The organism is Pseudoalteromonas rubra, from assembly GCF_001482385.1.
Lineage (GTDB): Bacteria > Pseudomonadota > Gammaproteobacteria > Enterobacterales > Alteromonadaceae > Pseudoalteromonas > Pseudoalteromonas ardens.
Window position 1 is genome coordinate 1,609,760 of the sequence record NZ_CP013611.1, and the last position, 19,180, is coordinate 1,628,939.

A 19,180-nucleotide genomic window follows, 5' to 3' on the forward strand; every position below is an offset into this window, starting at 1 on the left:
AACTTCATCGTACCACTCGTGGCTGACGGCTTATTTGATCTGCTTTTGGAGTGCCTGCGCTTCAGCCTGTACCGACTCTGGCCCATCAGCAAGAATTTCTTCAACGGCGTCTTGCGCCGAATCAAAATCGCCAATTTCAATGTAGGCACGAACCAGGTCAAGTTTGGCGGCATAGCCACCCTCTTCGAGGTCAACATCAGTGGCATTCTCACCGGCCAGCAGCTCTTCAAAGTCTCCCAATCCCACATCCATATCCGGAGATTGATAGGGTTCTTCCTGTGCCGGCTCATCTTCGCTTTGCGAAAGCAAATCGTCTATCTCCAGGAAGTCCCCTTCTGCCGCAGCCGTTTCGCTGTCGACGAGATCACTGTCAGCTGGCTCATCGATATTCTCAATTTCCAGATCCTGTGCCAGCTCTTCACTCAATAACGCGTCAAAATCCAGCTCAGGTTCCTCTGACAAGACCACTTCGGAAGTATCCGGCTCCGCAGACTCATCGAGTAAGGCACTGAAATCAGTGTCATTGAGCTCTGCAAGAAACTCATCTTCTATGGCCGCTTCGTCTATATTGATTTCAGGCTCTGACGTTTCGTCTGCGTCATCCTCATCGGCCAGCTCACCCAGCTCATCCAAAAATGCATCTGGCTCTTGTGTAAGTGCAGGTTCTTCAGAGGCATCGGCTTCTTCTGGGTTGCTTTGCGCCAGCTCAGTCAAATCGTCATCCGTCAGCATCAGATCGGATAAGTCATCCTCCAGATCTTCAAGCTCCAGCTCCCCTTCAGGCTCCGACGCCATGGCACTGAGTGCATCTTCTTCATTGAACTCAGGGAAGTCTTCGTCTGCCAGCGCCTCATCCGCTAACAACTCTTCTGCTGTCTCGACTGCTTCTGAAGGGACCGCTTCAGCCTCCGGCTCTGCCACTGCTGGCTCAGCCTCCATCGCTTCTAAAGCATCGTCCTCTTCAAACGCCGGGAAGTCTTCGTCTACCAGCGCGTCATCCGCTAGCAACTCTTCTGATGTTTCTTCTGCTTCTGAAGGTGCCGCTTCAGCCACTGGCTCTGCCGCTGCTGGCTCAGCCTCCATCGCTTCTAAAGCATCATCTTCTTCGAACGCCGGGAAGTCTTCGTCTTCCAGCACCTCATCCGCTAGCAACTCTTCTGCTGTTTCTTCTGCTTCTGAAGGTGCCGCTTCAGCCACTGGCTCCGCCACTGCTGGCTCAGCCTCCATCGCTTCTAAAGCATCGTCTTCTTCAAATGCCGGGATGTCTTCGTCTGCCAGTACCTCATCCGCGAGCAACTCTTCTGCTGTTTCTGCTGTTTCTGCTGCTTCTGAAGGGACTTCTTCAACCTCTGGCTCCGCCACTGCTGGCTCAGCCTCCATCGCTTCTAAAGCATCGTCTTCTTCAAATGCCGGGATGTCTTCATCTGCCAGCGCCTCATCCATTAAATCGTCATCCAGAGAGGTGTCTTCCTCTAGCTGCTCTGCGACTGGCTCAACGCTCTGCTCAGCATCCCCTTCCAGCTCTATTTCGAAATCGGGCCCATCCAGATCATCAAAGTCACCACCGAAATCCAGTAAATCGTCACCGTCTTCATCAAGTCCATCACCCAGCAAACCAGCAGCTTCATCTTGGTCCAGGCTTTGTGCCAGTGCTCTTTCCGTTTCGCTGATTGCCGACTCAGAATCATCATCCAGAGAGAGCACATCCTCCTCTAATTCGTCCATCTGCAATTCAGGATAACTGCTCAGCTCTTCACTGGGCGTAACAGGGTCAAGTTCTGTAAGCTCTTCATCTTCAGACAGATCTATGTCTTCATCGGCAAGTGGATCATCACCAAGGTCAATCTCAACGTCGTTGTCCAGCGCAGTTTCAAAGTCATCCGTTTCAGCCTCGAGCGCTTCAAGTAACTCATCGACATTTTGTAACTGAAGCGGTGCCTGAGTTTCAGCTTCTTCTGATGGGTGAACCAGCTCCTCGGCAAACTCATCGAGTAACTCATCTTCTGTTTCGGCTAACGCTGGCTCATCCAACTCTGCAACTGGCTCAGTGACCTCCAGCTCTAGCTCAACAGAGCCCTCGGCCTTATCGTGTAATGACTGAAGATCTTCTTCCTCTTCAAGCATACCGTCCAAGTGGCCTGCTCCAGTCGATGAACTAAACTCAGGCTCTTCTTCTAACAAACCATCGAGATTATCCGGTTCTTCTGCCAGTAGTTCATCTTCCGGCGCTACCTCGGGCTCTTCTTCTAACAAACCATCGAGATCATCCGGTTCTTCTGCCAGTAGTTCATCTTCCAGCGCTGCGTCAGGCCCTTCTTCTAACAAACCATCCAGGTCATCCGGTTCTTCTGCCGGAAGCTCGTCTTCCGCCGCTGCGTCGACCCCCTCTTCTAACAAACCATCGAGGTCACCCGGTTCTTCAACCAAAAGCTCGTCTTCCGCCGCTGCGTCAGGCCCTTCTTCTAACAAACCATCGAGGTCACCCGATTCTTCTGCCAGTAGTTCGTCTTCTGGGGCTGTGTCAGGCCCCTCTTCTAACAAACCATCGAGGTCATCCGGTTCTTCTGCCAGTAGTTCGTCTTCTGGGGCTGTGTCAGGCTCTTCCTCTAACAAACCATCGAGGTCACCCGGTTCTTCAGCCAGTAGTTCGTCTTCTGGGGCTGCGTCAGGCCCTTCTTCTAACAAACCATCGAGATCATCGGGCTCTTCAGCCAGTAGTTCATCTTCCAGCGCTACATTAGGCTCTTCTTCTAACAAACCGTCCAGATCATCCGGTTCTTCTGCCAGTAGTTCGTCTTCCGCCGCTGCGTCAGGCTCTTCTTCTAACAAACCATCGAGATCATCCGGCTCTTCAGCCAGTAGTTCACCTTCCAGCGCTGCGTCAGGCCCCTCTTCTAACAAACCATCGAGATCATCCGGCTCTTCAGCCAGTAGTTCACCTTCCAGCGCTGCGTCAGGCCCCTCTTCTAACAAACTATCGAGGTCACCCGGTTCTTCAACCAAAAGCTCGTCTTCTGGGGCTGTGTCAGGCTCTTCTTCTAACAAACCATCGAGATCATCTGGTTCTTCAACCAGAAGCTCGTCTTCCGCCGCTGCGTCAGGCTCTTCTTCTAACAAACCATCGAGGTCATCCGGTTCTTCAACCAGAAGCTCGTCTTCTGGGGCTGTGTCAGGCTCCTCTTCTAACAAACCATCGAGAGCATCCGGTTCTTCTGCCAGTAGTTCGTCTTCCAAAGCTACCTCAGGCTCTTCTTCTAACAACCCGTCGAGATCATCCGGATCTTCAGCCAGAAGTTCATCTTCCAGCAAACTATCCAGGTCATCCGGTTCTACTGTCAGTAGATCGTCTTCCGGCGCTGCTTCAGGCTCTTCTAATAAGCTATCAATATCATCTAGCTCTTCAGTCAACGCATCGTCTTCGACGGCTGTATCCGCGGCTTCTTCTAATAAGCTGTCGATGTCATCCGGTTCTTGGACCAACACATCGTCTTCGACAACCGAATCTTCGGCTTCTTCAAGCAAGCTGTCAATGTCATCCGGTTCTTGAGCCAGTAACTCATCTCCAACGGCTGTGTCAGTGGTTTCATCTAACAAACTGTCGATATCATCCGGTTCTAGGGCCTGCAAGTCGTCTTCTGTAGCTGTATCAGCGGCTTCGTCTATTAGACTATCTATGTCATCAACATCGAAGTCGTCTTCGGCAATATCCGGTTCATCATCCAGCGCACCATCGAGCAAGTCATCGATATCGTCGGCGCTCAGAATGCCGTCGTCTGTTGCTGCTCCCTCAGCCGCTGGGGACTTTGGGGGCGACTCCCCGACTTCGTCGATCAAACTGTCAATGTCATCAAGATCAAAGTCTTCGTCAGCTGCTGTATCCGAACTATCACCTTCTTCAAGGCTTTCTTCGGCTAACTCCTCACTCAATGCTGCAAGGGCATCATCGCTGACATCCAGCGTATCATCATCGGCTTCATCCCCGACTTCATTGAACAGATCGTCAATATCATCAGCACTGAGTATATCGTTGTCATCCTGCGTAGCTTCTGCGTCAACATCCAGTGTAATTTCATCACCCAGGCTGTCATCAGCTTCATCGAAATTCTGTTGCAGGAAATCATCGAGGTCATCAGCACCGGCTTCTTCATTATTAACATCCGACTCATCGTCAAACACAATGTCGTCATTGAGTAAACTATCCAGCTCATCCTGTTCGAGCGTGTCATTGCCCTCTTCAAACGCATCATCTTCGAGGCTGTCAAAAACAATTTCGTCATCAGGCAGAATATCGTCATCCAGCTGCACACCTTCGTTTAACGCAACTTCGGCACTGTCTTGCGGCATATCCAAATCGAGCGGGTCAACCGCTGCTGTTGCTGCGGCGGCAGCTGCAGCCGGTGCAGGTGATTGAGGTAAGAACTCGTCGTCTTCCTCCACCTGCTTAGCCTTGCCGTTGCGCAAGCGCATGATAACCGCGCCAATGATCAGTAAAGCAGGAATGGTCGCGAGTAAAGCAACCACCAGCGGATTGGCGAATAACTTAGCAATGCTGAATTCAGCTTCTGCCTGTGCCTGCATTTGCTGCTGGGCAATTATCTCATTCTGCATGTCAATCACAGCTTTCAGCTGCTGTTGAATTTCGCTGTCTCTGCCGAGCTGATCCTGTACATTTTTGAGCTCTTCAGAAATATTATTCAGCTTTTTCTCAAGCTCGTTATTTTCTTCAAGAATTTCCTCAACACTACGTACAGAGGTTTTAAACTGGGTTTGCAGTTCATGGAGCCGAGAATCTTGCTCCATCTTGAGCGATTTAAGCTCGTTGGTTAGCGCCTCACGCGCTTCTTCTACATCAACCTTACGTGCCTGCGTAACACGTTTGTCGGCAGCATCTATGGTGGCTTGGTCAAGCTTACCGCTTTTTTTCAGCTCCCATAGTTCATCATCTTGATCTGACTTTTGTCTTGCCAATTGCGGATTAACACGGCGGATCTCGGCCAGTGTGGGAATTTTAAGGTAAGCGCCGTCGCGCATATGATTAAGGTTGTTGTCGAGAAAAGCCTGGGGGTTTTTCTCATACAAAGCTTGCATGACCTGGTAGATTGAAACCGAATCGCTCGGGCGGATTTTATGCGCGATACGCCACAAGGTATCTGTTGACTTGATTGGGCCAACCGATCGGCCCTGAAGACCAAGATCCACTCCTTTTGGACCTTTAAGAACGGTCCCATCCTGAGTGTGAACGGGCGCTGCAATAAGGGCCATTGCTAAGATACAAATAAAGGCTAAACCGCGCATGCTGTTCCTTTGTATACTCTTCTTGCGTTGCCCTGACGGCAACGCGACTACTGAATTGTGCTTAATAGGGCTTGTGCAAGCTCTGTTCCAGTTGCCAACTATAAACCAGATAACAGCGAATATCCATCGCCAAAGTATTGAAAATTAACATTCTTATCATGCTTTTTGGTGAGTTAGCTATGCATTGTTTAAGCCCCTGAATACCCTCAAGGATAGTCGAAATACATCAACATGGCGGGACAGAAATCAAAAGAGGCAAATTGCTGCCGTTCAGGGACAACCGGGGAGAAATGGGTCTGCCAGAATAAACAGACCCAAACAAAGATTATAAGTAATGCGCAATTAACTCTTCAGCAATTTGTACGCTGTTCGTTGCGGCACCCTTGCGCGTATTATCAGATACAACCCATAGGTTTAAACCATGCGGGTGAGAAATATCCGCTCTCAGACGGCCCACATAGACAGTGTCATTGCCGCTGGCGTCACCGACCGGCGTAGGGTAATCCTGTTCGTCCTCAATCAGTTCAATACCCGGGGCATCGTTTAACAGTTGCTTAATGTGCTCCAGGTCATAAGGCATACGAGTTTCCAGGTGAATGGCTTCGGCATGACCATAAAAAACGGGCACACGAACGGCCGTAGGGTTAACCATGACGCTGCTATCACCCAAGATTTTTTGGGTTTCCCACACCATTTTCATTTCTTCTTTGGTGTAGCCATTATCCTGAAACGCATCAATTTGCGGGATCACATTAAACGCGATTTGCTTAGTAAACACCTCGTTTTCAACTGGTCTGGCGTTCATCAGGTTAGCCGTTTGCTTTGCCAGCTCTTCAACCGCTTCTTTGCCTGCACCCGATACGGCCTGATAAGTAGAAACATTGATACGGTCTATACCATAAGCATCGTAAATCGGTTTTAATGCCACCATCATTTGAATCGTCGAGCAGTTTGGGTTGGCGATGATGTTACGATTGCGAAAATCTGCCAGACTGGCGCTATTTACTTCAGGCACCACCAGCGGCACGTCATAGTCGTATCTAAAATGTGAGGTGTTATCGATCACAACACAGCCCGCTTCCGCTGCTATCGGTGCATACTGCTCAGACACGCTGCCACCGGCAGAAAACAAACCAATATGGGCCTGGCTAAAATCAAACTCAGCCACATCCAGCACTGTCAGTGTTTCGCCGTTAAACTCTATTTCTTCACCCGCACTGCGGCTGCTCGCCAAAGGATACAGGTTACCGACCGGAAACTTTCGCTCTGCCAGTGTTTCAATAATTTGCTTACCGACCAGCCCGGTTGCCCCGAGCACCGCCACATCGTATTTCTGCGACATATTATTCCTCATTCAAATTAACTACTTTAAAACCAAGCTGCTGTAACTGCTGCCCACATTGGGGTGCATTTTGTACCGTAAGGGTATTGAACTCGCGGCGGGGTGGATAGTTTTTGCGTAACATATCAAACCCCTGACTGGCGATATTACTGCGCATCAGGCCATCGTCTCGACGAATATCATAGACCAGATGCACCAGTCTGCCGAGCTCCTGCTCACTCAGCGTATGCTCTGCATAGCAAGAAGTCAGTGCCGGAATAGGTAAAAACGACTCAAGTGATTTACTCGCCTCTACTCCTAACTGATTACACAGCGCCTGGTATAACATTTGTGTACCGCGTGCCTTGCCTTCTAAGGTATGACCCGCAATATGGACTGAGGCAAACAAAGTATGTTCTAACAGCGGCATCAGAATGTCTGGCTCGTTTTCCCAGACATCCAAAACGAGAGCAATTGCCTGCCCCGCTTCAAGCGCATTTAACAACGCCTGATTATCAATCACATCGCCACGACTTGCATTGATGACTAACATGCCGGGTTTCAGGGCTGCAATACGCTGCGCATTGAGCAAATGACGAGTCTGATGCCCACCGGTTTTAACCAAAGGCACGTGGAAAGTAACGATGTCTGCCTGCGCCAACAAGTCATCAAGTGGCATATGCAGGTCTAAGCTACCGGCCTCATGACGAAGCGGATCACACAGCAACAACTCAATGCCACTGGCAGCCAGCTTTTCACGTAAGCATTGACCTATATTGCCCACCCCAACAATACCCAACTTTTTGCCTTGCAGATTAATCGCTTTGTGTTGTGCATAGGCATACAATGCACTGATCACATACTCGGCAACGGCAACCGCATTGCAGCCAGGGGCACTGGCGAAACCAATATCACGCTCCGCCAACAATGGCCTGTCGATATGATCAACACCGATAGTCGCAGTGCCAACAAACTTGAGTTGTGTAGCCTCTGCCAGCAGTGTGCTGTTAACCTGAGTCACGGAGCGTGTCAGCAGCACATCAGCATCAACTAGCTGATGTGGAGTCAGACTGCGGCCATCAAAGCGTTTTACGACCCCAAGATCAGAGAAAAACTCTTCAACCAAGGGCATATTCTGATCTGCAAGGATCTTCATTTATACTTCCCAAACGATACACGGACCCCTTATTGTAACGCAGCCATCGCCCGGACAACAGGCTAACGTTTGCTGACACCAATACTGATAGCCGCAAACATCACGCAAAGTAAAAATATCACCAACACTTTGATACTGGGTTGCTCGGCTAGGTTAATCCATGGGCTAACTAAAAATGCCTGTACATTGCACCAGGCTAAAAACATGGCAATGATACTGGCCCCCTGGTAACCATACATGGCGCACAAAACGCAGCTGACAAGATTAAGAAATACAGCGGGTTGATAAAGATGTGCTGAAAGCAGCATCGAAAAAAAGGTCGCAGACGCGACACACAATGTTCCATATTGCATGACTATTCCCTCCTAGAATCATCTCTTCAACTATAGAAGAAAACCTTAAAATTACAAACTCATTACATAAAAACAACACCAAGGTGGCTAACTCGCATGGCAAATAAATAGCAACTAAAATAAAGATAAGATGCTATTTAGGCTTGAAATCACTGGTCCAACAAGCTAGCCTAGCCAATGTGGTCAGACCTCTTACAAGGAATAACAACATGACACTATTATTTACACTCGCTTTAATCGCATTGGTGAGCGCTGCCTGCTACCACCGTGCGAGCTGGAACACCTGTCTGGGTGTTGCTGCGGCGACGTTGCTGATCGGCACCTTTGCCGGGGCCTTTGGCGCGTTTGCCTGGTTAATATTCTTAGCCATTGCTGTTCCTCTTTCGATGACCAACGTGCGTCAACAGTATATTGTTGCGCCTTTGTTCAAGGCGTTCAAAAAAGTGACGCCAAGCATGTCAGAAACAGAAAAATCGGCGATTGATGCTGGTACAACATGGTGGGAAGCGGATCTATTCTGTGGTAACCCTAACTGGAATAAGTTGCACCAATATCAGGCTCCACGTCTTACTGCAGAAGAGCAGGCCTTTATGGATGGCCCGGTTGAAGAAGTCTGTGCGATGCTAAATGACTGGGAAGCAACACACGAGCTAACCGATTTACCGCAAGAAGTATGGCAATATCTTAAAGACAACAAGTTCTTTGCCATGATCATCAAAAAGCAATACGGTGGTCTGGAGTTTTCAGCGTACGCACAGTCTTGTGTATTGCAAAAACTGACCAGTAAGTCGACTTTGCTGTCTTCTATCGTTGGTGTACCTAATTCATTAGGTCCGGGCGAATTATTACAACACTATGGTACACAAGAACAGAAAGAACATTACCTGCCTCGTCTGGCAAAAGGTGATGAGATCCCTTGTTTCGCACTGACCTCTCCAGAAGCGGGCTCAGATGCGTCATCAATTCCGGATTTTGGTATCGTATGTAAAGGCGAATGGGAAGGTAAAGAAACCTTAGGTATCCGCCTGACCTGGAACAAGCGCTACATCACACTTGCACCAGTGGCTACCGTGCTTGGCCTGGCGTTTAAAATGCGCGACCCGGATGGCTTGCTGGGTGATAAAAAAGAAATTGGTATTACCTGTGCGTTGATCCCAACTAACACACCCGGTGTTGAAATTGGCCGCCGCCACTTCCCATTGAACGTGCCATTCCAGAATGGTCCAACACAAGGCGAAGACGTCTTTGTCCCTCTTGACTTCATCATTGGTGGTCCGAAAATGGCCGGCCAGGGCTGGCGTATGCTGGTTGAGTGTTTGTCAGTGGGTCGTGTGATCACCCTGCCATCTAATTCAACAGGTGGCATTAAGTCTCTGGCGCTGGCCAGTGGTGCGTACAGTCGTATTCGCCGCCAGTTCAAACTGCCGATTGGTAAAATGGAAGGGGTTGAAGAAGCACTGGCTAAGCTTGGTGGCTATGCCTACAGCAGTGATGCTGCCGTGAGCATGTCAACCGGCGCAGTCGACTTAGGTGAAAAGCCGTCTGTTATTTCTGCTATCTTGAAATATCACCTGACCGAGCAAATGCGTACCTCGACCATGCATGCAATGGATGTACATGGTGGTAAAGGGATCTGCTTGGGTCCAAACAACTACCTGGGCCGTGGTTATCAGGGGGCCCCCATTGCTATCACAGTTGAAGGTGCAAACATTCTGACCCGTAATATGATCATTTACGGCCAGGGTGCTATTCGCTGCCATCCTTTTGTTTTGGCAGAGCTTAATGCCTGTACCATCAAAGATAAAACAGAAGCCCTGAATAGCTTTGATAAAGCCCTGATGGGCCATGTAGGCTTCACCATTTCTAATCTGGTACGCACTAAATGGCTGGCACTGACGGGTGGTCGCTTCAGCAAAGTACCATTTAACGATGAAACAGCAGACTACTACCGTGCAGCCGCCCGTTTCAGTGCGTCACTGGCACTCATGTCCGACATCTGTATGGCAGTATTTGGTGGGTCACTGAAACGTAAAGAACGTATTTCTGCACGCCTGGGTGACTTGCTAAGTTACCTATACCTTGTTTCTGCAACGCTGAAACGTTATAACGATGAAGGCCGTCGCAAAGAAGACTTACCCTATGTTCAGTGGGCCTGTCAGGAGCATTTGTACCTGTGTCAACGTGCACTGGCAGATCTGATCAACAACATGCCGTCAATGGCATTGCGTGGTATGCTTAAACTCATCTTATTCCCATTCGGTCGCCCGGTTCGCAAACCAACCGATCAGATGGAACATAAACTGGCGCAGCTACTGCAAACACCAAGTGCAGCCCGTGACCGTCTTGCCTCGCATATCTATCTTCGTGATGAGCCGCTTAACCTGATTGGTAAACAAGAACAAACACTAAAAGACATTCTGGAGGTGGAACCGCTGTTCGACAAAGTATGTCGTGCCAAAGGCGAAAAGCTGCCATTTATGCGCCTGGATAAAGTGGCTGAAATGGGTCGTGAATGTGGTGCGCTTAACAACGACGAAGCCGATAAACTGGCCGCCGTTGAAGCGAAGCGACTCGCTGTTATTAATGTTGATGACTTTGACCCCGCTGACCTGCTGGCTGGCAAAGCCAGGGTGGTTGCAAAAGACGCGGACGCCGCATAACTTGTCTCTAACCTAAAGGCCAGCCATGCTGGCCTTTTTTATATCAGGTCTTTTATCTGCGCTAAATAAATAGCACTTTGAGCATCATCAGCGACACACTGATGCAGCCCCACACGACCGCTAATCGCCGAGGATGATAAGTAACGGTCCATACCAGCAGTGGCGTGCTCACTAACACCGCCAAACAAAACAGCTCACCATTAAGCAATACAGCAACACCGAGCCAGCTTGTAAAGCACAAGCCGTAAATCAATAACGACTGACTGCGTAAAAGTTGAGGGTACAGATCAAGGCTACGCCAGAACTGTCTGCGCCCCGTAACGTGTTTATCTGTATCCAGATACAAACTACTCCACCACAACTGATTAATCAGCAAGATCACTAACGTATAGTAATGCAGCAAATCGGGGCGCTCTTTGGCCATTATCAACCCTGCCCACAATGTGATCAGTGATGCACCTGCACGCCACACAATCATCCAGGGAGACTTCTTGATGACGTAATACCAAAAACTAGCAGGGCTCAGCGAGGGCTGTGGCAAAGCAAGCTTTATTTCAGGTCTGAACCAGTCCAATGCCAGCCACATTGCTATGACAGCCAGATAAATGGGCAAACTTGGCGCCAGCCACACGGCTGTAAAGGCGACCAGCAAGGAACTCACTAAAGCCTGAGGGCGGTAAAGCAAAATCAATGCAAAACCCCACTGTAAGAGCATAAATGCAGGCAGCTGTGGTGCCTGCCAGAGCTTGTCAAAGCCAATACTCACAGCCAGGATCAGCGCAGCAACAAAGAGCACATGACACCCCAACAAGAGTATCCAGTCTGCGGCAACTTGGTGTAACCGGCCGCGCAGCAATGTGCTGTGATAAGCGCGATGTGCAGAATCCATGATTGCAGGTTTAAGTGCCTGTAACAGCAAGCTCTGTAGAAGCAAAAAGCCAAATGCCACTTTGATGGCAAGGTGATGCGAATCAAACGAGACCAGCTTTCCCAAACCATAAAACACCCCAATGATCAGCTGGGGAATAAAAATAAAAAATAAGGTTATCAACATCATCGAGAACTGTTGCAGTTGCTTCATCAACACAGCCAGCTGAACACGACATGCCTGATAACGGTACAGATAATAATGTAACATTTACACCTCACCGAAACAGTGGCTGTGTCACAAAGCCAATTTCCATAAAGGGCTGAGGTTCATGGCAGCTGATGATCACTTGTGCCGGATGATGTTTCAGCCAGCCTAACAACACATCCAGGCTGGCCTGATCCAGTGCCGCACTCGGCTCATCCAACACCAAATAAGGCGTATTACGCATCATGGCGTTAATGAGCTGACACTTTTTTTGATTGCCGGATGATAACGCGCCGTAACGGGTATCCAGAAACGGGGTAAAGGACAGTTGGTTTATCATCAGTTCTGGCCAGGGACATGCCCAGCTCTTTACCGTCAATTGCAATAACTGCCTGGCTGTCAAAAACTCGGGAAAGGGAATGGACTCACTGGCAAGCGCCACGACTCTTTGGGCTGCAGGCTGGGGTTGGCCGGCAAATAGCACTTCGCCATGAAAAGCGTCGTCCAGACCTGAAATGATTCTGAATAAGGTGCTTTTCCCCAGTCCGTTTGGCGCTTCAAGGCAAAGCTTTTGCTCTGCCAGTGCGGTACTATAGTCAGAGAAAACCGGTTCGTGCAGATACACTTTGGTCAGGTGTTTTATTTCTATCATACAGGTCCTTGTTCATTGCCTGTTCCGATATTAACAAAACACCCTGACGCCGCATATACGCCCGTCGTTACAAAGTATGTCGGTTAAAAGCGCGCCCAGCATACTCAGAGATAAAAGTTTCGATAGCGCCACGCTTTTGCATCGTCACAAAGACTTGCTTGCCGTCTTTTCCACCAAAAGCAATATTGGTCGGATACTGGCCCTTGAGTGCAACCTTGCGCAGCAACTTGCCCTGCGCAGAGAGTATCACCACTTCGCCTGCGCCATAGCGCGCAACATAAAGATTACCGGCTTCATCACAACGCATGCCGTCCAGGCCATGATCCTCAAACTCATAAAACAGCTCAGGCTGACCTATCATGCCCTGCTCATCGAGCGAAAAAGCCCAGATCCGGCGCTGCACACTCTCATTGACATACAAAGTACGATTATCCGGACTGACTTCGATACCATTTGTGGTGCCCATATTGGCGCGCAGCAACTGAGTCTGTCCGTCTGGTGAGATGCGCCAGAGTTGCCCCTGATCATTTTGCCAATCCGGATCACTGGCGAAGAGCACGCCATTATCGCTGATCGCCAAATCATTGGGCTGGTGCATTTTCGGGTTATGCGCCAGCACAGAAACCGACTTATCGGGGGCCACCTTCAGGACATTGTGACCAGTGTAGTCAGCGATATACATATTGTCCCGGGCGTCAAAACGGATCCCATTGCCCGTGCTCCCTTCTGGTAAGGTCAGGTATAAGTTTGCCTCGCCGCGTCCGCTCACCTGGCCGACAGTACCCTGTTGCGCATAATTAACCGCAAATAGTACCCCATTACGATTAACTGCCGGGCCCTCTACCCCCTCGGTGAATACCCCATCCGCAACCCAGTCCTGTGACTGATATAACGCAGGCCCCGATTGAGAAGAAACACAGGCAGCAAGCAGGCTCGCTGTCGCACCCAGGATAAAAACATGTCTTATTGGCATAGCTTTGTCCCTAAACATAAAAGTCTGAGTATGCGGTTTCGTACACGGGCTGTGAATTGAGAAATATTCACACTGAGCATAGGGCTGAGCGCTCCTCAGAACTTATAGCGCACTTTTAACAATATCGAATCCTGCATTGGGGCTTGCCAGAGCTGCTTTGCACTCTCCAGCCAGGCCTCTGAGCCAATCTGACTGCGGGGCAATCTGTCACCTGTCGCTGCGCCACGACGATAAACCAGAAACAAATCTGACAGTGCGCCCATCCGGTAACGGAGTTTAAACTGACTGGACAAGCGGCGATCTTCAAAGCTGGTGTCTACTCCATTTAATAACTGTCGCTGGTGGTCCTGTAGCGCAAAAACCTGATCACTGCGTGCTTCCAGTACCGCCCACTCAAGGGTCGAGGAGAATTCCAACTTATCCGTTATCAAGCCACTGACCTGAATTTTATTAACGAAAAAGTCCCGTTCATACTGTGTGACCTGATCCGTGTCGCTTGCCACCAGCCAGCCATCTCCAGTGCGATAAAAGTTATTAAACTTAAGCGTCCAGTTTGGATGTGGCAACCAGGTCAAATCAACGGCATACTGTTGCGCACTGCCCGCAAATCCTTCCTGATCATATTCAAAGCTGGCAGCCCATGAGAACTTGCCTATGTAGGGGCTGATATACATTACTCGCGTTTCCCAATTACCCGGCTCTTCGAATGCCTGGCTCTGGCGACCTATGTTGTCCTGCCAGCCATCGCTGATCCGGTCAATATGAAAGTCAACCTGACCCCCATTTGCCAGCAACCATTGGCTGAGATAGGCCTGCCGGGCCGGTAATTTCAAACCCTCACTATTGGCTTCATAACGCACAGTAAGTGAGTGCTTAATGCGTGCTAACCAGTGACTCTGAGTATTGATTGCATGACTCAACTTCGCCTCACTATACTGCCAATTGTTCCGCTGTGAATACCCTAAATCACTGTTATTAAATCTTTTATTTAGCTTAAGGTAACGCCCTTCCAGACTCGTATTTGGCGAGAACTGATACCCCAGCTGCAACGAGGCCCCATTGCCCGTTTGTTCGCTCACTTGTTCGACCTGGCTTGCCAGCAACGCCCCCTGAAACGACCAGGTTGCGCTTTGATATTGACTGTCCCAGGCCATGGTTGATGCATTGCGATCCAGCCAGGGGCGATCTGTATAAGTGGCCAGTAATCCCGATTGCCAGTGCTTTTGCCTATATTTAGCCCGAGCGGCATAAAAGCGCTTACCGGCATCACTGTCTAAGTCCTTTTCTTTTACTGCAAAGGCACCCACTTGCAACGTCTCGCCCTGATGCACAAATCGGGTAGCCAAATCTATGGGTGTAATAAACTCACTGCCATCATCACTGCCCGCACCAATTCGACGGGTGTGGATAAGCTTAGTATCCTGCAATGCCTGAACATTGAATACAGCAATGTCCTGGGTAAAGAATGGTCGCTTGTCACTGCGGAGTGTTTCAACCGCACTGTAGTTGATATCCACTTCATCACTGTCCACCTGGCCAAAATCCGGGTTCACCGCCACCGACAATTTCTGATGATGATTGGGCTTGTAAAACAAATCGAAACCCACGTCACTGTCGCTGTTGTCCGTGGCCTGGTCGGCAAAATGTTGCTGATGACTAAAATATGGCACAAAACTTAACTGACTATGGCTAGGGATCGCCGATTCCAGCTTAGGCATGGCAAGGAAAAAGTCACTATTACTGGTCGTTTGCTTTTGATTTGCATAGATATAATTTTTACTGAGGTCATAAAGCTGAATAGATACGCCGATTTCTCCTTGCTCACTGTCCGTATTATGTGCTGGATTATAAAACGACACCGTATGCCAGGGGATGAATACCTCTGTGGACCAGTGATCTTCCGCTTCAAATGTTGCTGACTGCCAGTCTCCATCCCAGTCACTGTCCTTAGTCAGCTGCGTCGTGAGCACAGCGTCCTGGGTACCCCCGCCCAATGTAACGGCAAACTCATACGCGCCGCTGCCATCACCGGCAAAATCCACAACAATCCGGTTAAACTCAGCCTGCATAAAGGCATCCTGAATATTAAACTGCTTCTGCCGGCTTGCCTCATCCTGATAATTGATAATACCTATGTACACACCTGATTGGTCGCTCAATACACGGGCATGCACCTTATCAGTATGCTCAGTTAAGGTTGCCGGAACCACCTGGTAAAATCGATTAAATTGTCGGGCCGTTTGCCACAACGCTTCGTCCAGACGACCATCAAGCTTGATGGTCGTGTTGTGTGTTTGATTTGCCCATAGCGCCTGACTGCTCAATGCCCCACTGATGCACAAGGCGAGATAATACTGCTTCATATGACTGCTCCCGATATGAGTGACTGCACTTATTGCAACAGAAAAGCGCAACAGAAAAGCTGAAAGTTTCCTGAAGAAGCGTGATCAAGCTCTGATGATTATTGACTTTGTTCTGAACTAGGTTAGTTTCTGCTAATAATACATGACCGGCTTAAGCTAACAGCTGCTGTGTTTTAAAAATAACAATGAATGCAATGAAAAAAAGCCAGAGCCCAAAGCGCGGTTACAGCACCGATAAAGACTGCAGGCATGGAATCATCTACAAAGGATCCAATATGGAAACATCCACACGCGCTCAACATTATCACTTCCTGTCCTGGCAGTTTGATGCCAGCCAGGATGAATTGCGCGCGCCTGACAGCCAAGTGGCGGTAAAATTAGAGCCTCAGGTTGCCAGGCTACTCGAGCTGTTTGTCTGCGCACCGGATAAGGTGCTGTCACGCTCGACGCTGAATGAGGCATTGTGGCCAGACACCATTGTCGAATCTAACAGCCTGTATCAGTTGCTGACTAAATTACGCCGGGTGCTGAATGATAGTGCCAGGCAGCCCCGCTTTATCAAAACGGTGCCCAAACGTGGGTACGTGTTTATTGCGCCGGTAGAACGGCATCAGCCGACCTCTCAATTGAACGTGCATGCTGATACTGAGATCCAGCGCGCCACCGGGACCAATCCTCATATCAGATTCAAAAAGCGTGCACTGATGGCAGCAATACCTGTCGTCACTGCGTGCTTCAGTGCTATAGCTTACTTTTCCTCAGTACCTGATCCCATCACGCTCCCCCAGTATGAGGTCGAGGATATAACCTTTGAGCTGGGACTGGAATTTGATGTTGCAGCCCACACCACATTGCCGCTATTGGCCTATGTTGACGACTTTAAAACCCTGGTCATTTCAGATAAACAAGGCAATGTCACTCAGCGCCTGCATTTTGACGACCGGGTCGCCAAACCAGCCTGGCACCCCACTAAAGGCTGGCTGGCATTTTGGCAATATCAGGGTGATGGCTGCACCTTATTGATTGTAAATGCGCAAGGGCAACAACTAAATCAGTCGCAGGCCATCCCCTGTTATCAAATTCAGACGCCAAGCTGGCAATCAAACACGCTGCTTATTGCCACGGTACGTACCAAATCAGGGACACTCCCTTATCAATATAATATTGATAATAATAAATATATTTCTATTCCACTAAAGCTGAACAACGGTGATAAGCTCATCACAACACTACGAGGCTGGGACAACCAAACCTACTACCTGATCAAAGATGCCAGTCAACATAGCCGTCTGGTTACCCTCGATGGTACAGTTCAGATGCGCTGGTCTTACCCTGTCTGGTTGATTGCTTACGATCCTCAGCACCATAGCATGATCACCAATGACAGCAGCAAGCACCATAATCTGATTGCCACAACCCGAGACGGGCATGAATACCCAGTTATTGCCACACCGCAAGGGATCTTCAGTAGTCTGAGTATTGACAACCAGGGCAATATCTTTAGTGCCGCAGAAAACTGGCAGGTGAATATTCGTGACAAAGACAATCTGCCCATTTTCTCAAGTTCAAGCCATGACTATCTGCCGGTTACCAATAGCCTCGGGGAAACCGCCTTTATGTCACGCCGCACTGGCGCATGTGAGATTTATCTGCACAGTCATGATCGGGTTACTCAGCTCACGCATCACAAAGGCAATGGCTATGTGAACTTTGTCACCTGGAGCCCTGACAACGCCTACATCCTTGCCAACCGCGAAACACGATTACTATTGCTCGACCGCACCGGCGTACAGGAAGCCTTTACCCCTCAGCTGTCACTTCCACTCAGACACTTTGGCTGGTTAGATACTGACACTCTGTGGGCCACAGATGGTCATGAGGTCGTTATTTACACAAAAAGCGGCCACTTTAAACACCGTATAACCATGCCATCTGATCTGTTGCTATACGACTACCAAACTCAAAACTGGCTGATTTTTAAAGACTCAATGATTTATCGCACAGCCGATCTGGCGGGCACGTTTGATAATGCAATGCCGCTCACAACGCTCAAGCCCCAGGCTTATCATCAGGTGACGAACCCCAGGCTGAGAGATGGCTTCCTTTACTGGCAAAGTGCCTGGTCAAAGACCGACCATATCTGGCGCTTATCGCTTGATGGCAATACCCAACCAGAACTCCTGAAAACGCAAAACCTGTTGTGGCACTACGATATTGCCGCGGATGGCACCTTGCTGATTGCCAAAATGGAGTCGGTGGAGGGAGATATTAAGCGGCTGAGCGTCAAATAGAAAACGACTAGATGGTACAGTCTGATTACCTAATTGGTTTTGCATTTTGGGGGCCCTGTGTCACCTAATTGACCAGGACCCCCACTACACCTTAAGCTTAGTTTTAACTTAAGAGATGTTAAAGCGTTTTCATAAATGTCTGAATTTTTTCAGCAATAAAAGGCAGCTCCTCTTCTAGTGCAAAATGTCCGGTGTCAAGGATATGAAAATCAATATTTTGCAGGTCTCGCTTATAGGGATGTGCTCCCTGCTCGGGGAAAATATAATCTCCTTTGCCCCACACCAATAATGTTTTAGGCTGATGTTCTCTAAAGTAGGCCTGCCATTTTGGGTAGTGTAACAAGTTTGTTCCATACGAATAAAACAAAGCAAGCTGAATCTCCTGGTTACCAGGTCTGTCCAACAGCGCCTGATCGATAAGCCAGTTATCCGGACTGATCCGTTGTGGGTTACGTGTACCATTTGTGTATTGCCATTGAGTTGCGTCAATGGTCAGCAATGCATCCGCCAGTGCCTGACCCGTTTCAGTGCTCTTGTCTGCCCAATATTGTTTAATTGGTTCCCAAAACTCACCTAGCCCCTCTTCGTAGGCATTGCCATTTTGAATAATTAGGCCCTCTACCCTATGCGGATTGCCAGATGCGATACGAAAGCCGATTGGCGCACCGTAATCCATTAAGTACAACGAGAACGTATCAACCCCAACCTGACCCAGGAACTTTTCAGTAATAGCTGCCAGATTATCAAAGCTATACTCAAAATCATTAACAGACGGCATAGTGCTGTTGCCAAAACCGGGGTAATCCGGTGCAATCACATGATAGTCACCTGACAATGCCGGGATCAGGTTACGGTACATATGTGATGAAGTTGGAAAGCCATGCAACAATACAATTGTTTTGTTGGCCCGGTTGCCCGCTTCACGATAAAAAATTGACAACCCTTCTACCTCAGCCCGCTTGTACATTACTTCATTGAAACAATGCGTTTCAGTGGTTTTGGTTTGATCTATTTGATTGGCATTATTTGTATTCATAGTGA

The 19,180-nt window shown here is 49.0% G+C and carries 11 protein-coding genes; 2 read left to right on the forward strand and 9 right to left on the reverse strand.

Going from position 1 to position 19,180, the window contains the following annotated elements; all coding sequences use genetic code 11:
* Nucleotides 1-30: 30 nt before the first annotated feature.
* From AT705_RS07130 to AT705_RS07145, 4 genes are all read right to left on the reverse strand, one after another.
* On the reverse strand, nt 31-5,295 hold the full coding sequence (locus AT705_RS07130) for a FimV/HubP family polar landmark protein (RefSeq protein ID WP_058796063.1): 5,265 nt from the start codon (nt 5,293-5,295) through the stop codon (nt 31-33).
* A gap of 325 nt (nt 5,296-5,620) precedes the next feature.
* Nucleotides 5,621-6,637, reverse strand: coding sequence for an aspartate-semialdehyde dehydrogenase (locus AT705_RS07135; protein ID WP_058796064.1), 1,017 nt, complete (start codon nt 6,635-6,637; stop codon nt 5,621-5,623).
* Between the two features lies 1 nt (nt 6,638).
* Nucleotides 6,639-7,772 (reverse strand): 4-phosphoerythronate dehydrogenase, encoded by a 1,134-nt coding sequence (locus AT705_RS07140; RefSeq protein ID WP_058796065.1) that lies wholly within the window; start codon nt 7,770-7,772, stop codon nt 6,639-6,641.
* 62 nt (nt 7,773-7,834) lie between these two features.
* The gene (locus AT705_RS07145; protein WP_058796066.1) at nt 7,835-8,125 is read right to left on the reverse strand and encodes a DUF6419 family natural product biosynthesis protein; all 291 of its coding nucleotides are present in this window, start codon (nt 8,123-8,125) and stop codon (nt 7,835-7,837) included.
* 209 nt (nt 8,126-8,334) lie between these two features.
* On the opposite strand from AT705_RS07145, the gene fadE reads away from it, so the two are divergent.
* On the forward strand, nt 8,335-10,785 hold the full coding sequence (gene fadE, locus AT705_RS07150) for an acyl-CoA dehydrogenase FadE (RefSeq protein WP_058796067.1): 2,451 nt from the start codon (nt 8,335-8,337) through the stop codon (nt 10,783-10,785).
* A gap of 61 nt (nt 10,786-10,846) precedes the next feature.
* On the opposite strand, the gene AT705_RS07155 is transcribed toward fadE, so the two are convergent.
* The 4 genes from AT705_RS07155 to AT705_RS07170 all read right to left on the reverse strand — a co-directional run bounded on the left by AT705_RS07155 (nt 10,847) and on the right by AT705_RS07170 (nt 15,848).
* Nucleotides 10,847-11,923 carry a DUF6136 family protein gene (locus AT705_RS07155; protein WP_058796068.1) on the reverse strand — a complete coding sequence of 359 codons (1,077 nt, stop codon included), beginning with the start codon at nt 11,921-11,923 and terminating at the stop codon, nt 10,847-10,849.
* A 7-nt stretch (nt 11,924-11,930) separates the two neighbouring features.
* Nucleotides 11,931-12,512 (reverse strand): ABC transporter ATP-binding protein, encoded by a 582-nt coding sequence (locus AT705_RS07160; RefSeq protein ID WP_058796069.1) that lies wholly within the window; start codon nt 12,510-12,512, stop codon nt 11,931-11,933.
* Between the two features lie 67 nt (nt 12,513-12,579).
* Nucleotides 12,580-13,485, reverse strand: coding sequence for an SMP-30/gluconolactonase/LRE family protein (locus AT705_RS07165; protein WP_058796070.1), 906 nt, complete (start codon nt 13,483-13,485; stop codon nt 12,580-12,582).
* 95 nt (nt 13,486-13,580) lie between these two features.
* A complete protein-coding gene (locus AT705_RS07170) occupies nt 13,581-15,848 on the reverse strand; it encodes a DUF5916 domain-containing protein (RefSeq protein WP_058796071.1) in 2,268 nt (755 codons plus the stop codon).
* Nucleotides 15,849-16,123: 275 nt separating this feature from the next.
* On the opposite strand from AT705_RS07170, the gene AT705_RS07175 reads away from it, so the two are divergent.
* Nucleotides 16,124-18,139 carry a winged helix-turn-helix domain-containing protein gene (locus tag AT705_RS07175; protein WP_167551979.1) on the forward strand — a complete coding sequence of 672 codons (2,016 nt, stop codon included), beginning with the start codon at nt 16,124-16,126 and terminating at the stop codon, nt 18,137-18,139.
* A gap of 118 nt (nt 18,140-18,257) precedes the next feature.
* On the opposite strand, the gene AT705_RS07180 is transcribed toward AT705_RS07175, so the two are convergent.
* Complete coding sequence (locus AT705_RS07180; RefSeq protein WP_082668936.1) at nt 18,258-19,175, reverse strand: alpha/beta fold hydrolase; 918 nt, start codon at nt 19,173-19,175, stop codon at nt 18,258-18,260.
* Nucleotides 19,176-19,180 lie beyond the last annotated feature (5 nt).

Coding starts and splice junctions, on each gene's coding strand:
- AT705_RS07165 (WP_058796070.1), bottom strand. CDS start 13,485: ATGCCAATAAGACATGTTTTTATCCTGGGTGCGACAGCGAGCCTGCTT.
- AT705_RS07170 (WP_058796071.1), bottom strand. CDS start 15,848: ATGAAGCAGTATTATCTCGCCTTGTGCATCAGTGGGGCATTGAGCAGT.
- AT705_RS07175 (WP_167551979.1), top strand. CDS start 16,124: ATGGAAACATCCACACGCGCTCAACATTATCACTTCCTGTCCTGGCAG.
- AT705_RS07135 (WP_058796064.1), bottom strand. CDS start 6,637: ATGTCGCAGAAATACGATGTGGCGGTGCTCGGGGCAACCGGGCTGGTC.
- AT705_RS07155 (WP_058796068.1), bottom strand. CDS start 11,923: ATGTTACATTATTATCTGTACCGTTATCAGGCATGTCGTGTTCAGCTG.
- AT705_RS07130 (WP_058796063.1), bottom strand. CDS start 5,295: ATGCGCGGTTTAGCCTTTATTTGTATCTTAGCAATGGCCCTTATTGCA.
- AT705_RS07160 (WP_058796069.1), bottom strand. CDS start 12,512: ATGATAGAAATAAAACACCTGACCAAAGTGTATCTGCACGAACCGGTT.
- fadE (WP_058796067.1), top strand. CDS start 8,335: ATGACACTATTATTTACACTCGCTTTAATCGCATTGGTGAGCGCTGCC.
- AT705_RS07140 (WP_058796065.1), bottom strand. CDS start 7,772: ATGAAGATCCTTGCAGATCAGAATATGCCCTTGGTTGAAGAGTTTTTC.
- AT705_RS07180 (WP_082668936.1), bottom strand. CDS start 19,175: ATGAATACAAATAATGCCAATCAAATAGATCAAACCAAAACCACTGAA.
- AT705_RS07145 (WP_058796066.1), bottom strand. CDS start 8,125: ATGCAATATGGAACATTGTGTGTCGCGTCTGCGACCTTTTTTTCGATG.